At 38.1% G+C, this 15,133-nt stretch carries 13 protein-coding genes and 1 tRNA gene; 8 read left to right on the forward strand and 6 right to left on the reverse strand.

The genetic code is table 11. The annotated features are described in order from the left end of the window. The first annotated feature begins 538 nt into the window (after positions 1 to 538). Positions 539 to 733 carry a transposase gene (locus tag ACSBFT_RS12710; protein WP_489600913.1) on the forward strand — a complete coding sequence of 65 codons (195 nt, stop codon included), beginning with the start codon at positions 539 to 541 and terminating at the stop codon, positions 731 to 733. A 173-nt stretch (positions 734 to 906) separates the two neighbouring features. Here ACSBFT_RS12710 and ACSBFT_RS12715 read toward each other — a convergent pair. From ACSBFT_RS12715 to ACSBFT_RS12740, 6 genes are all read right to left on the reverse strand, one after another. After that, positions 907 to 980 (reverse strand) — tRNA-Arg (locus tag ACSBFT_RS12715). Continuing rightward, positions 971 to 1,216, reverse strand: coding sequence for a GIY-YIG nuclease family protein (locus ACSBFT_RS12720; RefSeq protein ID WP_489600914.1), 246 nt, complete (start codon positions 1,214 to 1,216; stop codon positions 971 to 973). Before ACSBFT_RS12720 ends, ACSBFT_RS12715 begins: the two co-directional genes overlap by 10 nt. 50 nt (positions 1,217 to 1,266) lie before the next feature. Further along, positions 1,267 to 1,512 carry a GIY-YIG nuclease family protein gene (locus tag ACSBFT_RS12725; RefSeq protein WP_489600915.1) on the reverse strand — a complete coding sequence of 82 codons (246 nt, stop codon included), beginning with the start codon at positions 1,510 to 1,512 and terminating at the stop codon, positions 1,267 to 1,269. Between the two features lie 141 nt (positions 1,513 to 1,653). Then, positions 1,654 to 1,959: an NADH-quinone oxidoreductase subunit NuoK gene (gene nuoK, locus ACSBFT_RS12730; RefSeq protein ID WP_463047281.1), complete on the reverse strand. Its 306-nt coding sequence runs from the start codon at positions 1,957 to 1,959 to the stop codon at positions 1,654 to 1,656. Beyond that, positions 1,956 to 2,492: an NADH-quinone oxidoreductase subunit J family protein gene (locus tag ACSBFT_RS12735; RefSeq protein WP_463047280.1), complete on the reverse strand. Its 537-nt coding sequence runs from the start codon at positions 2,490 to 2,492 to the stop codon at positions 1,956 to 1,958. The genes nuoK and ACSBFT_RS12735 overlap by 4 nt, the downstream gene beginning before the upstream one ends. Further along, on the reverse strand, positions 2,493 to 3,875 hold the full coding sequence (locus ACSBFT_RS12740) for a 4Fe-4S dicluster domain-containing protein (protein ID WP_489600916.1): 1,383 nt from the start codon (positions 3,873 to 3,875) through the stop codon (positions 2,493 to 2,495). 185 nt (positions 3,876 to 4,060) lie between these two features. Between ACSBFT_RS12740 and ACSBFT_RS12745 the strand changes: the two genes are divergently transcribed. The 7 genes from ACSBFT_RS12745 to ACSBFT_RS12775 all read left to right on the forward strand — a co-directional run bounded on the left by ACSBFT_RS12745 (position 4,061) and on the right by ACSBFT_RS12775 (position 15,043). Then, positions 4,061 to 5,650: an NAD(P)/FAD-dependent oxidoreductase gene (locus tag ACSBFT_RS12745; RefSeq protein WP_489600917.1), complete on the forward strand. Its 1,590-nt coding sequence runs from the start codon at positions 4,061 to 4,063 to the stop codon at positions 5,648 to 5,650. 47 nt (positions 5,651 to 5,697) lie between these two features. Beyond that, positions 5,698 to 6,339 (forward strand): NUDIX hydrolase, encoded by a 642-nt coding sequence (locus ACSBFT_RS12750; RefSeq protein WP_489600918.1) that lies wholly within the window; start codon positions 5,698 to 5,700, stop codon positions 6,337 to 6,339. A 191-nt stretch (positions 6,340 to 6,530) separates the two neighbouring features. Further along, on the forward strand, positions 6,531 to 9,356 hold the full coding sequence (locus ACSBFT_RS12755; protein WP_489600919.1) for an outer membrane beta-barrel protein: 2,826 nt from the start codon (positions 6,531 to 6,533) through the stop codon (positions 9,354 to 9,356). A gap of 13 nt (positions 9,357 to 9,369) precedes the next feature. Then, positions 9,370 to 10,110 (forward strand): GLPGLI family protein, encoded by a 741-nt coding sequence (locus ACSBFT_RS12760; RefSeq protein ID WP_489600920.1) that lies wholly within the window; start codon positions 9,370 to 9,372, stop codon positions 10,108 to 10,110. A 138-nt stretch (positions 10,111 to 10,248) separates the two neighbouring features. Next, positions 10,249 to 10,878: a response regulator gene (locus ACSBFT_RS12765; RefSeq protein ID WP_489600921.1), complete on the forward strand. Its 630-nt coding sequence runs from the start codon at positions 10,249 to 10,251 to the stop codon at positions 10,876 to 10,878. After that, positions 10,875 to 12,722, forward strand: a complete 1,848-nt coding sequence (locus ACSBFT_RS12770; RefSeq protein ID WP_489600922.1) for a tetratricopeptide repeat-containing sensor histidine kinase — start codon at positions 10,875 to 10,877, stop codon at positions 12,720 to 12,722. The genes ACSBFT_RS12765 and ACSBFT_RS12770 overlap by 4 nt, the downstream gene beginning before the upstream one ends. 152 nt (positions 12,723 to 12,874) lie before the next feature. Then, positions 12,875 to 15,043 carry a B12-binding domain-containing radical SAM protein gene (locus ACSBFT_RS12775; RefSeq protein WP_489600923.1) on the forward strand — a complete coding sequence of 723 codons (2,169 nt, stop codon included), beginning with the start codon at positions 12,875 to 12,877 and terminating at the stop codon, positions 15,041 to 15,043. Positions 15,044 to 15,133 lie beyond the last annotated feature (90 nt).

Below are 15,133 nucleotides of genomic sequence, written 5' to 3' on the forward strand. Positions count from 1 at the left end.
GATTGTAATATAAGAAATTCCTTAATATCGGTCTGGAAGACCGCCTGCCACACGTACAAGGTCGGAAGACCTTGCACAGCGAGGGCTTTCTGCCATATAAATTTGATTGTTTAAAGTCATCAGTTCTTCATTTGGGTCTAGTCCTTCACCTATTAGTGCGTCTAGTACCGTTAAAGCTCAATTTCCTCCTGCATCGCAATTGCGGTCTTCTTCACCTTGTGAGCATGGGCTCACTAACTGTTTAAGATTGTTAAACGTTTGAAACATCTCATTAGCTATGTCATGTTCATTTCAATTAGATCCGTTAAAGAGGCAGTCAGCTCCTCTTTTTCCGCCGTTGAAAGACTTGGATCTGTGTAAGCTTGTGTAAAGCTACATGCTGATATTTCCCAATAGTTTAGGTTCTTTTGATTTCCTGGGGTGGAATAATTCTTCTGATTCCGGTTAAAAAGGTCAGGATCTGCTGGTGAGGTTATGGCTACATGTACTTATGATGGTAAATTTTCCTTTAAGTTGTTTTAAAAAATTCGTTCATAAAGTGGATCAAGTATATGGTTTAGCACGACTAGCCAATTGGCATGAAGAGGTAAGGCAGGCAGGCTTTAAATCCTTTAATTCTATCGCTCGAACATTTGAGCATCATTACAGAACTATTCTTAATTATTTTGATAACAGAAGTACCAATGCTTCAGCAGAATCTTTCAATGCGAGACGTCGCACCGTGCCAAGATAAAAGCTTTTAGAAGCAGACTTAGTGGTGTTAGAAGTATTGAATTCTTCCTTTTTAGACTATGTCAAATTTATGCTTAAAGAACTCATCCCCCAAATTTTGCATTTGACCCCAGTTACACTCAAAAAAATAACCTGCTAAAATATTTATTAGCAGGTTATTATAAAACAACTATGTGACCTCGCCAGGATTCAAACCTGGAACCTCTTGAGCCGTAATCAAGTACTCTATTCAGTTGAGCTACGAAGCCAAAATCCTATCTAAAAATTCTCTTCCAATGCCAGATTTAAGAAATTTCTCTCTTTCTCTAGCTTCTATTCGGGTTGCAAGTTCTTCAAAGTATTTCAATTCCCAAGGAAAATGACCTTTTGTAAACCTACTTTTTCCATTATTATGTTGCTTCAATCTCCTTTCAACATCCTCTGTCATCCCCACATAACGAATTCCTGATTTTAGCGAAACTAGAATGCAAACATAATATTTCATTCCTTAAATCAAGTACTCCCTGTCTGCCGACAGGCAGGTATTCAGTTGAGCTACGAAGCCAAAATCCTATCTAAAAATTCTCTTCCAATGCCAGATTTAAGAAATTTCTCTCTTTCTCTAGCTTCTATTCGGGTTGCAAGTTCTTCAAAGTATTTCAATTCCCAAGGAATATGACCTTTTGTAAACCTACTTTTTCCATTATTATGTTGCTTCAATCTCCTTTCAACATCCTCTGTCATCCCCACATAACGAATTCCTGATTTTAATGAAACTAGAATGTAAACATAATATTTCATTCCTTAAATCAAGTACTCCCTGTCTGCCGACAGGCAGGTATTCAGTTGAGCTACGAAGCCATTCCTGAAATAAATAAAAATTATTTCCTTTATTTCGGACTGCAAAAGTAGCAGAATTTCTATTTTTAAGCAAAAAAAATCTTAATTTTTTAGCTCGTCCAGTAAATCTGGATTAATCGTTTTATAATGTTGCCTAAGTTTCAGGATAATAGCGAGAGCTACTGCTACCTCTGCCGCTGCTATAATCATGATGAATAAACTGAAAATTTGACCTTCAAATGGGTCTTCAGAATTTCTTGCAAATGCAACAAAATTAATATTCACAGCGTTCAGCATGAGCTCCACACCCATAAGCATCATAATTAAATTCTTTTTGGTAATAAGCGTCGCAAAACCCAAAGCAAAAATCACAGCCGACACATATATGAAATAAGAACTCTCTATCATATTTTCTCTTTTTTAGCAATGTAAGATGCACCAATGAGTACCACCAAGAGTAATACGCCAATCATCTCTAATAATGAAACATGCGAGGTCATTAGATGCATACCCAGTTTATTGATATGATTTACTTCCCCATAACTCAATGCACTTTGTGCTATTTTAAGTCTTGAAACCATCAATACCAAACCTGTGGCAACAGCTGCAGCAATTAAAAGAGAAAGAAGATTATTGACATTATCTACGGCTAAGGCTTCGCCCTTATTCTTGCCGTTGGCAGAAAGCATAATCCCAAAAATAATAAGGACTAACACACCTCCAACATAAATCATCACTTGAGAAACACCTATAAATTCGGCTCCAGCCATTAAAAATAAACCGGCCACTCCTAAAAGAGAAGTCAAAAGTCCATAAGCACCATATAAAATATTTTTAGAGAAAAATAGATAAGCAGCTCCTCCAATACTTATGATCGAAAATATACCAAAAAGTATTTTCGCCAACCATTCCGCTTCCAATAAAGCGTTTAATGCCTCCATTTAATCTTTTTTAGGTTTCATACTGGGTTTAAAAGCCGGCTTAGCCGAGGGTGTCGGTTTTGCCTCGGCATCTGTAGGGTTTTCCGACTTAGGTTTTAACGTTGGTTTAAAGCCAGGCTTCTTAGGTACAAACTTAACTGCAGGTGTCTTCTCTGAATTAGCATCTGACACTTCGGCTTCTTCATCCACCTTGGGCTTTAGCGTTGGCTTAAAACCAGGCTTCTTAGGTACAAACTTAACTGCCGTTGTCTCCTCTGAATTAGCATCTGACACTTCGGCTTCTTCATCCGCCTCAGGCTTTAACGTTGGCTTAAAACCAGGCTTCTTGGGTACAAACTTAGCTGCCGGTACTTCCTCAGGTGTAGCGGCTTCTGCATCCGCCTTTGGCTTTAGCGTTGGCTTGAAAGATGGTTTATTTGGAGCAAACTTAGCCGCTGGTGCTTTAGTTTCAGCATCCGTAGATTCCGTCTTAGGTTTTATAGAAGGCTTGAAAGCGGGCTTGGCTTTTGGCACAAAGCCTGCTGGTTTTATAGCTTCAGAACTATGCTCTTCCGTATCTGGCTTCTTCGTTGGCTTAAAAACGGGTCTGGGCTTATCTTGAGCTTCAGAATTTCCTAAAGCTGCAGGTTTTGCAGACGGTTTAAGCACTGGTCTTTTAGGCTCGGCATCTCCAGATGGCTTAGGAGTGGGCTTAAATAGAGGGCTTGCTTTCTGAGTCGGACTAAAGACTGGTCTTCCCACTGGTTTATCAGCAGCGTCCGTTTTAGCTATAATTTGTTGTTTTTCTGCTTTCAGAGCCTCTTTTTCTGCTACAAACTGGTTGTAAAGGTCTCTTTTTCCCTGGGCGTCTTCTTCTGAAAGATTGGCAAAAGCAAAATTCAGATCAGTAACGTCTACCACAGAATAATCATACTCTGAGTTCATCGTAAGGCATTCTGTAGGGCACACCGTTGTGCACAAACCACAAAAACAGCACTTAGCCATGTCAATATCAAACTTGGCAGCATGGAGACGCACCGGTGAACCATCAGAAGTATTTCTGATGAATTCTGGAGACTTGATAGCCTCTATTTCAATACAATCTACGGGACAAATCTTCGCACATTTGTCACAAACGATGCAATCATCGATTTCACAATCCAACTGATTCCTACCATGATCTGGAATATCTATTTTTTGATGAGGATACTGAATCGTGACATGGCCTTTATCCAACTCAAAGAAATCCACATCGGTTATTTGTTTTTCTGCTCGAGAAAAACGTGCGTCTACCAAATGTTTTAAGGTAAGACTCATGCCTTTGGCAGTCGTCTTTAAACCTTTCTTAATGTTTCCGAAATAGGACATATCACAAAGATAGGACAAAGATAATTTAAATTTCATTAATCTACCAAATTGATAGACTAAGTTCCTTGATTATTTTTCAACAACTATTGGCGTTCGAATGAGATTCCAAAACTTATAAAACTTCAAAGTTGACTTATCAACTAAAAATCAAACAATTCCATTCGTTGATCCGGCGGTAAAATCTACCTTTGTGAAAAATTAAAGGATAAACACCTTTCTATATGTATAAAGAATTAACACTTGTTTTAGACCCAGAAGTAGCTTTAGACGAGCAGAATTTAAAAGTTTTTTTACAAAAAGAGCTTAAACTAAGTCATTCAGATTTTTATCATCGCGTTAGAAGGCAGTCTGTGGATGCGAGAAAAAAACAAGTTAAAATAAATCTTCAGGTAGAAGTTTCTTCTTCTCCCCTTCCTCTAAATATTGAGTTTCAAAAAAACTATAAAGATGTAAGTTCCGCTGAACAAGCCATAGTGATAGGTGCCGGTCCGGCAGGACTTTTTGCCGCTTTAAGGCTTATTGAATTGGGCGTAAAGCCAATCGTTTTAGAAAGAGGGAAAGATGTTCAAGCCAGAAGAAGAGACTTGGCAGCCATTAATAAAGAACACATTGTAAACCCCGATTCCAACTATTGTTTTGGTGAAGGGGGAGCGGGTACCTACTCTGATGGGAAGCTTTATACCCGTTCCAAAAAAAGAGGTGATATCAATAGAAGTTTAGAAATTTTAGTGGCTCATGGTGCCACAGAACAGATTCTGGTCGACGCTCACCCACATATCGGTACCAATAAACTTCCTAAGGTCGTTTCCGAATTAAGAGAGAGTATCCTAAAGGCTGGCGGTGAAATACTTTTCGAGACCAAGGTTACCGACTTCATTTTAGAGAAAGACGAAATGAAGGGCGTGGTTACCGCATCGGGTAAAACTTTTGAAGGCATTGGTGTCATCTTGGCCACAGGACACTCTGCCAGAGACATTTATCATTTGCTTCACGACAGAAAAATAGTTCTTGAAAACAAATCTTACGCCATGGGTGTAAGGATAGAACATCCACAAAGCTTTGTAGATAGCTGTCAGTACCACCAAAATGAAAGAGGAATTTTGCCTGCGGCTTCTTATTCTTTGGTATCGCAAACAAATTATAAGGGTGTTAAAAGAGGTGTCTTTAGCTTTTGTATGTGTCCAGGTGGTTTTATTGTACCTGCCAGCACCGCACCGGGTGAAATAGTGGTGAATGGCATGTCCCCTTCCAGAAGAGATTCTGTATTTGCCAATTCTGGCGTTGTAGTTGCTGTAAACGAGCCTGACTGGAAAGATTTTAGTGAATTTGGCCCACTGGCCGCTTTAGAATTTCAGAAAAGTGTAGAAAGAAAAGCTTGGGAAAGCACCATAAAAGACCATAATGCTGACTTTAAGAAAATCGACTCGCAGCTGGCACCCGCTCAGCTCATTCCCGATTTCCTAAGCGGAAGAGTTTCCAAATCTCTAAATGAAACCTCATATCAGCCCGGCTTGATTGCGGTAGATATGAATGCCGTTTTGCCCCCAAACATAGCTGAGCCTTTAAAAGAAGGGATAATTGCCTTTGGCAAAAAGATGCAAGGATATAACAGTATAGCGGGACAATTGATAGGTGTAGAGAGTAGAACCTCCTCTCCAGTAAGAATTCCACGTGATAAAGAAACCCTAGAACATATCAGCACCAAAAGGCTTTTTCCTTGCGGAGAAGGAGCAGGATATGCCGGCGGAATTATAAGTGCTGCCATGGATGGAGAACGCTGTGCAGAGGCCTTAGTGAAAATTTATAAGTAATTGGACTTTCTACTGCTCAGATAATTAACGATTTTTGTTAGTATTAGATGAATGGTAAAGCCCAAAAATTGAATTATAACTCCTTTATAAGCTTTTTAGAAAATCAACTGAAAGAACCCCTTCCTGGGCACGAAGAGTTCTTAGTAAGAAATGGATATGATTTAAACAAAAGACCAAAGCCTAATTTTAAAAGAATTAAAAAAAGTGCCGTCCTTATCGCTTTTTACCCCCATCAAGACGACATCTTTCTTCCATTAATTTTAAGACCTCCTTATGACGGCACCCATGGTGGTCAAATGGCATTTCCAGGTGGTAGAATGGAAGAAATAGATGAATCATACGAAAGAACAGCACTCAGAGAAGCCGAAGAAGAAGTAGGACTAAAAGCTTTAGATGTAAACATTATTGGTGGCCTAACAGAAGTTTATATTGCCCCTTCTAACTATTGGGTAAAACCCATTATAGGCACACTAGATTACCGTCCCACATTCTTTCCAGACAAAAGAGAAGTAGCCGCCATTCATGAAATTCCTTGGTCCGAATTTTCTCTACCAGAAACACTTCAAAGAAGAAATATCATTGTCCGTGGCCAGCCCATGTATACTTCAGGTTTTGAAATTCAAGGCCAATGGATTTGGGGTGCCACAGCCCTAATGATTGCAGAGCTCATGAAGGTTTTGAATAAGTAAGTAAACCATCAATTACTTCAATACTAACAATATACGTAACAATAGCATTAAAAAATTATTGAAAATACTACTCAATAACTAACATTTTAGTTACGTTTGTAGAAAAAGTATTAATTAACATAAACCTCCAACTTAAAGACCCAAACTCCTCCTTTAGTATTAATTTTTATCCACTTTTCCAGCCCGTAACCATGAATAAAACTTTACTCCTTCTAGGAGCCCTTTTGCTTATTTCCAAATTTAGCTTTAGCCAGTCCAACAAATTTGACATCGACGGCTCCGTAGTAGACACCTCAAAAGCCCCCTTGGGTTTTGCATCAGTACTACTTCTTTTACCCGCAGATTCCGCACTCGTTACTTACACACTAACCGACGACGAAGGTCATTTTTCGTTCAAAAACATTCCAAAAAAAAACTATCTAATAAAGGCGACTTACGTTAGTTACCTACCCCATCAGCAGCTTATTTCACCAGACGAATCAGATGCCATACATTTAGGGCAAATCCAACTTAAAATTATCTCTAAGGAACTTTACGAAGTGGTGGTAAAAACAGCACGTGCTCCCATCAGTATCAAAGGTGATACCATAGAATATGACGCCAGTAAGTTTAAAGTACCACCAGGCTCTACAGTAGAAGATTTGCTTCGTAAGCTGCCAGGCGTTGAAGTTCTACAAGATGGAAGTGTAAGAGCCCAAGGACAAGACGTTCAGAAAGTGACTGTAGATGGCAAGAGGTTCTTTGGTGGCGATACCAAAATGGCCACCAAAAATTTAGGGGCAGATATCATAAAAAAAGTACAAATTTTCGATGATAAATCTGAACAATCAAAACTAACGGGGATAGACGATGGAAAAACAGAAAAAACCGTCAATCTAGAATTAAAGGATGATGCCAAAAAAGGTGGATTTGGAAAAGTAACCGCAGGTGTTGGTACCGATTCCAGAGCTTCTGCCAGTGGAAACTACAATAAATTTGATACCAAAAATCAATTTTCTTTGATAGGATTTGGGAACAACACCAACCAAACGGGTATGTCGTGGGACGATTATCAAGATTTCAAAGGTTCTAATTCCTTCCAATGGGGAGACGACGGCGATTTTGGATTTAATGGTAGCAATAACAGATATTTCTACTTTAATAATGACGACGACAGCTTCTCTATACCTGTAGGAGGCTCAAACGGAGATGGCTTTTCTACCAATGCGGCAGGCGGAATAAATTATAATTACACGCACAAAAAAGATGAAGTAAGTGCCAATTACTTTTATAATCAGAGAAACCAAACGTTGGATGCATTCCAAAACAGAGAGAACTTTTTCTCCAACACACTCAGTAACAGAGCTACCGACCAAAGCAGTCAAATTAATTTTAGTGGTAATCATAGAGCAAGTGTGAGGGCAAATAAAGAACTAGACTCACTCAATACCATCACTTTTATCGGAAACGGAAGATTGGGAAATAGAGATTTAGCATACCAAAGTTTCCAAGAAATATACAAGACCGATGGTTTTAAATCTAACATCACCAATATTGACAATAGCTCTGAGGTACTTTCATACGCGGTTTCTTCTACATTGCTATATAGACATAAATTCAAGAAAAAAGGTAGAAATTTTTCTTGGAGCGGTGCCTACAATTTGAGCAATAATGACTCCGAAAACTATCAAGAATCTGTCAACGAATTCTATGCTAGCACTGAAAACAATGACTTTATCAAAAGTATAAATCAATTAAATAATTCTGATAGCAAATCCAATGAATTAAAATCTAGCATACTTTTCATTGAGCCCTTTGCTAAGAAATTCTCATGGGAAACCTTCTATAATTTCAGCATAGCAAATTCCGAAGTAGACCGAAATGTAACGGACCGTTTTGAAAACAAACCTGATGAAACCAATCTATCTTTAACCAGATTTTACACCAATGATATCTTATATAACAGAATAGGCTCTAGTATAAGATACAGTAATAAAGGCCTTAATATCACTTCTGGACTTGCTAAGGTTTTCTATCAAATTGACGGAAACTTACAAGGATCATGGACAGGATTTCGGGATATTAGTTTTAGTAAAAGCTATGACACATGGACGCCATATGCCGCCGCTTCCATTAGAATGAAAAACAATAAGTCTTTCTATTTTGATTATAATATGGGGGTAGATGCCCCTTCTACAAATGACCTACAGCCTATTGTAGACAATAGTAACCCACTATATATAAGAGAAGGAAATCCAGATTTATTACCTGCAGTAACCCACAGAATTGGAGGTAGGTTTAATATCTATAACCCTGTAAAATTCATTAATCTTTTCCTTAACGCTGATTATTCTTATAATGTAAACCAGATTATTTATAACCAGAATATTGACCCTGAATTATTCATAACTACCACTAAACCCGTAAATATATCTGGTGGAGAAAACTTCTCTTCTGGTGTTTACTTTGGCTTTCCTTTAAAGAAAACAAAGGCTACGATGAACCTTAACGCCAATATTAGATATAGTAAATATCTCAGCAAAATAAATGATGTTTTAAATGAGACCAATTCTGACAATTACAATTTTGGTTCAAGATTAAGTTTAACTCCGATAGATTGGTTTACGTTTTATGCAAATGCTTATTGGAGTATTGGTAAAACAGCATATTCTATAAACTCCCAACAAAACCAAACCATCACTAGCAGTAACTATAATACGGAGATGAATATTAAAATGCCAAAGAGTTTCTTTTTTTCCTCTAACTTAAACTATCGCATTTATAAAAATGAGAATTTCGGTTTCGACCAGAAAATCCCAATTTTGAATCTTTCTGCTTATAAATTGATTGGAGAAAAGAAAAAAGCTGAGGTTAGAATTTCTGCCTATGATATTTTCAAAAAGAACTTAGGAATAAGCCAATTTGCGAGCCAAAACTTTGTTTCTACAAGACAAACACAAACCCTTTCAAGATACTTTATGCTGAGTTTTACTTATAACATGAGAGGCGTATCTGATAAAATCACTCAACGTTACTAAAATCAATTATACCATGAAGAAAATATTAATTGCTCTAGTTTTCTTAATCTCTCTGCCCTCTTTAGCCCAGAAACGCTCAGGAAATGTACAATATAAATACACCGCATTTTGGGCAGAGATATATGCCAACCTGCCTTATTTGAGTCAAGAAGAAAAGGACAGAGAAACACTAACATGGGGAAACCTGGAAGGATACTCTAATAAAATGAAACTAGCTTTTAATGGTGACGAAAGCCTTTATGAGTATGATAATTCTGAAGATGTGGCAGGCCAGTATGCTCGTATAAATGACTTTTTGGTTTATAGAAATTTCAAAGAGAAAACACTATTAGAATATTATGGAACATTGGGTAAAACCTACCTCATCAAAGATGAACTTCAAACTACCAAATGGCGGGTCATGAATGAATTAAAAGAAATCCAAGGTCATTTATGTATGAAAGCCGTAACCCAGGATACCATAAAAAACTATGAGGTGGTTGCATGGTTTGCTGCCGATATTCCCGTTTCAGCGGGGCCTGAGACTTATTATGGCTTACCTGGTTTAATCCTAGGAATGGAAATCAATAATGGCTTAGTACTCATAGAAGCGGAAAAACTGGAATTGAAAGATGAACCGGTAACAATCACTCTTCCTAAAAAAATGAAGGGCAAAGAAATTACCCTCAGCTCTTTTAATACGCTCATAGTTGAACATTTAAAAAACAGTATTGCCTCTCGCCGTAATCCATATTGGGGAAATTTGAGGTATTAGAGCAAAATAGGCACTCCACACCACATACCATTAAGATAAAATTTCCATTTTATCGTTCGAGAAGATGAAATCAGTTACCCAATTTGATTTCATCTTCTTTTTTTGTCTATCTTCAATTGTAAAACAGACCAATTATAAATGACCCGCCTATCATTAGTAGACGATCACGAAATCTTCTTAAAGGGCCTTCAAGGGCTTCTGGCTGCTCATAAAGACTTTTCTATTTCAAACACCTTTTCTTCCGGTTGTGCTCTTTTGGAAAATCTGCCTTTAAACGATACTGATGTGCTCCTTTTAGACCTCCAGCTACCTGATCAGAAACCAGAAGTTTTACTTGCTAAGATTAGACAGATACAACCAGAACTTAAGATTATCTATCTCACTTTAATTAGAGGAAACAAGTACTTTAACAAACTAAGTAAAATAGGTTTTCAAGGATATATACTTAAAGATAGCCCGTTAGAAATACTTCATGAAGCCATTGGAAAAGTAGCCCATGGTGGAGAATATTTCGGAAAAAGATATGGCAAAGATACAAGCATCAATACGACAACTATTCCTGATGGTCAAATTTTAAACCTATTAAGCTTAAGAGAGATTGATGTACTCAAATTAGTTACACAAGAGCTGTCAAGTGCTGAAATTGCTCAACGTCTATTTGTAAGTGTAAGCACCATAGACAGTCACAGGAAAAACATCATGTTGAAACTCGGGGTTGACAACATTGTGGGTTTAATTAAAATTGCGGTCAATAATGGATTGATATGAGAAAACTCCTATTCCTTTTTGCATTAGTTACTCCACTATTTTCGTCGGCTCAGAAAATTGACATCGCCTATGTAGATAGTCTCATCTATTATACGCAGTATTTAGGCATGGACGAGTCAAAGTCCGATTCCCTGATCTTGATGTCAGACGAAATTGAGAAAAAAGGTTTTAGCATAGACTACAAACTAGGAGCCATCTATGGCTATAGATTTAAGGGTTGGGCTTATGACTATAAAGGCGATTATGATAAAGCCATTGAATTTATGCTTAAGTTTTTATCCGTTGCCCAAAAAGAAGGCTTCAAGGATGAAATAATAATGGCTTACGGTGATCTGGGAGGGCTTTATTCTTTTATGGGTAGGCATGATGAGGCTAAAAAAATCTATCTCCGAGCTATTCAAGACAAAATATTCAGAGAAGAACAGCCAAGACGCCTATCAACCTTTTATAATAACTTGGGTTCTACGTACAATCAGATAGGCAAAAAAGACTCGGCCTTATTGATGTTTACACAGTCCTTAAAACTCAAAGAAGAAACGGGTGACAGTCTAGGCATGGTGAATTTAAAGACCAACCTATCTACATTTTTAATAGCCGAAGGTAAGTTCTCAGAGGCAGAAAAAATGATTCTGGAAAACATTGATCTGTGTAAGAAAATTGACAAAAAAGGAGACCTATGGCATAATTACATCAACTATGGGTCGCTAAGAAACAAGCAAAGGCGGTTTAAAGAGGCCGAAAAGCACTTGCTTAATGCTCTGGAACTGGCCGAGACCCTCGACAGCGACCCTTTCAGAAAAGATAGCTATCAAGCCTTAGCCTTGAATTATGAAGAACAAGGACTATTCAAAAAAGCCCTAGCCATGGAGCAAGCAACCAAGGCGGTCTCTGAGAAAATCTTAAACCAACAGACCAATGATAAGATTAGCGAACTCCAGGAAACTTTCAACGTAGAAGAAAGAGAGCGTGAAAACAAACTCCTCAACGCTGAATTAACCGCTAAAAAGACCCAGCAAAATCTGCTCATACTAGGTCTAATAATGGCCGCTTTACTCACTGGTGTTATTGCGTTTTCGCTGCGTAAAAACAGAATCAAAAATCGTAAGTTGGCCCATCAAAACAGTTTAATAAACCAACAAAAGGATAAACTCACCGAACTTAATGAGGAAAAAAATACCCTCATAAGCATAGTTTCCCATGACCTCCGCAGCCCATTTAACACCATAGCCTTATGGAATAAAATATTACAAGAAAGCATCGGAACATCTCCTTTAAAAGTGGCAGAAGCCACAGAAATGATAGCCAAAACAGCCCACTATGGGCAGCAGATGATTAATAACATTCTGGATATTGAAAAAATAGAAATCAATACGCATCAGCTGAGATTATCAGAAACTGACCCCACTATGCTCACTACTGAATTGATAGAAGATTTTGCCCCTGCGGCATCTGGAAAAGGCATTAAAATTAACTTTCTATCTGAATTAGAGGAGAGCCAAAGAATAGTAACCGACGCTTCCTTACTTAGAAGAGCTTTGGAAAACCTTATTTCAAATGCCTTAAAATTCTCTCATCCTAAATCTAAAGTGGATGTACTTTTAGCAAAGGAAAATGAAAATGTTCTTTTCAAAATCAAAGACTACGGTGTTGGTATTCCTATAGCAGAACAAAGCCAACTTTTTACTAAATATGGTCAAACCTCTGCATCTCCTACTTCTGGCGAAACCACTTCTGGGCTCGGCTTAAGCATTGTAAAAAGAATAGCCGAAGAGTTAGGCGGAACAATTTCCTTTGAATCGAAACTAGGTAAAGGTTCGGAGTTTGTTTTTTCTTTAAAATGCTAATCTCCAAAGGTGAAACGTTTTTTATTTGAGCTTTTGCTATTCACATTTCGCTCCTCTGGAGCTATTACGCCATTTATTAGTTCGTCTCAGGTTTCTAATAATAACAGAAATAAAACCCCGTACTTTGCTCCGCAATTTACTTACATCAAGATTTGAAAGAACTTTTACTCATAACGCCCCCTTTTACACAGTTAAATACACCCTACCCTGCCACGCCTTACATTAAAGGTTTTTTAAAAACAAAGGGCATTTCTGCCTTTCAAATGGATTTGGGCATTGAGGTTATTTTAGCCCTCTTTTCTAAGGAAAACTTGGCTAGCATCTTTGAAATGGCTTATGAAAACGACACCATTTCTACGGAAAACGCGGAGCGTATTTATTGCCTCAGAGAGGAATATCTAAAAACCATAGAAGAGGTTATTCATTTTTTGCAAGGGCATAGCCAAACATTTGCCAAACAAATTTGTACCGAAAACTTTCTTCCGCAAGCGAGTCGTTTTGAGCAAATCAATGATTTAGAATGGGCTTTTGGTAGTATGGGCGACCAAGATAAAGCCAAATACTTAGCCACCTTATACTTAGAAGACCTTTCTGATTTTATTAAAGAATGTGTGGATGAGAATTTCGGTTTTAGCAGATATGCCGAAAGACTAGGACGGAGTGCGAATGCCTTTGACGAGCTTTACGATTACCTGCAAGGCGAACTAACGCTGATAGACGAAGTTTCTTTGGAAATTTTGGAACAAAGAATTCAGGAAATAGCACCTAAACTTATTTGCTTTTCGGTGCCATTTCCTGGCAATTTATATAGTGCCTTTAGATGTGCTCAGTACATCAAAGAAAACTATCCGCATATTAAGACCGCCATGGGTGGTGGCTTCCCAAACACAGAATTAAGAAGTGTAAAAGATAAAAGGGTCTTTGATTTTTTTGATTTCATCAGTTTAGATGATGGCGAATTGCCACTAGAGCTTTTAAGTCAACATGTTTTAGGACAACAGGAAAAACTAGAACTGAAAAGGACGTTTCATTTAGTAGAGAATGAAGTAACTTATACCAACAATAGTCCGAAAGCAGATTACAAACAAGCACAAGTAGGAACGCCAGATTATAGTGACTTATGGCTTGACAGCTACATCTCGGTGATAGAAATAGCCAACCCCATGCACAGCCTGTGGAGTGATGGCCGCTGGAATAAGCTCACCATGGCTCATGGCTGCTACTGGGGAAAATGCACTTTCTGCGACATTTCACTAGACTATATAAAACTATATGAACCTATAGCCGCCAAAATTCTGGTAGACAGAATGGAAGAGCTGATAGCACAAACTGGCGAAAAAGGATTTCACTTTGTGGATGAAGCTGCTCCGCCAGCATTGATGCGTTCATTGGCTTTGGAAATACTGAAACGTAAACTGGTAGTAACTTGGTGGACTAACATAAGATTTGAAAAGAACTTTACGGCAGACCTCTGCAAACTTCTAAAAGCTTCTGGCTGCATTGCTATTTCGGGTGGTTTAGAAGTGGCATCTGACCGACTTTTAGCTTTAATAGACAAAGGTGTTACGGTAAAACAAGTGGCTCAAGTGACTAGAAACCTCACAGAATCTGGCATTATGGTTCACTCCTACCTGATGTATGGTTATCCTACCCAAACCATTCAAGAAACGGTAGATAGCCTGGAAATGGTGCGTCAAATGTTTGAATTAGGCGTGCTCCAATCTGGCTTTTGGCATCAGTTTGCCTTGACCGCACATAGCCCTATTGGGCTTAAGCCTGAGGCCTTTGGTATAGTGGCCGACTATCAAGATATAAGCTTTGCCAATAACGACATCCAGTTTACCGACAGCACGGGCATAGATCATGATAAATTTAGTTTTGGGCTGAAAAAATCGCTCTTTAATTATATGCATGGCATCTGTTTTGAATACCCGCTTCAAGAGTGGTTTGACTTCAAAATACCTAAAACCTCCGTTCCCAAAAACCTGATAATGGATGCCCTAGATGAGCAAGATGCCTTCCTTTTAAAACCGAATGCCAAAATAGTTTGGCTGGGTTCCGAACCTTCGGTTTTTAAGAAAAACGCCAAGAAACTAAGGGTTCTTTTTCATACTAAGTCTGATGCTTTTGAAATAGATTTAGGGACAGAAAACGGTAATTGGTTATTAGACAAACTGAATGACCTAAAACCCGAAAACGGAAAACTCCTAACCCTACAAAACCTTAAAGAGGACTACGAACGGGAATACGAAAACTTTGAACTTTTCTGGTATTCTAAACCTATTCAGGTGATGAGGGAGAATGGGTTGTTGGCTTTGTGATAACAGGATTATAGCTTAAAAAAGAGCGATGAGCATCTTAATTGTGTGAAAACTGATTTAGCTTCGTAAAATAATCTTTGCAAGGTGTGT

Source organism: Arcticibacterium sp. SM2516, assembly GCF_057914865.1.

Bases quoted from the DNA above. Each gene is read 5' to 3' on its own strand.
- ACSBFT_RS12720 (WP_489600914.1), bottom strand. From the start codon at position 1,216: ATGAAATATTATGTTTGCATTCTAGTTTCGCTAAAATCAGGAATTCGT.
- ACSBFT_RS12725 (WP_489600915.1), bottom strand. From the start codon at position 1,512: ATGAAATATTATGTTTACATTCTAGTTTCATTAAAATCAGGAATTCGT.
- nuoK (WP_463047281.1), bottom strand. From the start codon at position 1,959: ATGATAGAGAGTTCTTATTTCATATATGTGTCGGCTGTGATTTTTGCT.
- ACSBFT_RS12735 (WP_463047280.1), bottom strand. From the start codon at position 2,492: ATGGAGGCATTAAACGCTTTATTGGAAGCGGAATGGTTGGCGAAAATA.
- ACSBFT_RS12740 (WP_489600916.1), bottom strand. From the start codon at position 3,875: ATGAAATTTAAATTATCTTTGTCCTATCTTTGTGATATGTCCTATTTC.
- ACSBFT_RS12745 (WP_489600917.1), top strand. From the start codon at position 4,061: ATGTATAAAGAATTAACACTTGTTTTAGACCCAGAAGTAGCTTTAGAC.
- ACSBFT_RS12750 (WP_489600918.1), top strand. From the start codon at position 5,698: ATGAATGGTAAAGCCCAAAAATTGAATTATAACTCCTTTATAAGCTTT.
- ACSBFT_RS12755 (WP_489600919.1), top strand. From the start codon at position 6,531: ATGAATAAAACTTTACTCCTTCTAGGAGCCCTTTTGCTTATTTCCAAA.
- ACSBFT_RS12760 (WP_489600920.1), top strand. From the start codon at position 9,370: ATGAAGAAAATATTAATTGCTCTAGTTTTCTTAATCTCTCTGCCCTCT.
- ACSBFT_RS12765 (WP_489600921.1), top strand. From the start codon at position 10,249: ATGACCCGCCTATCATTAGTAGACGATCACGAAATCTTCTTAAAGGGC.
- ACSBFT_RS12770 (WP_489600922.1), top strand. From the start codon at position 10,875: ATGAGAAAACTCCTATTCCTTTTTGCATTAGTTACTCCACTATTTTCG.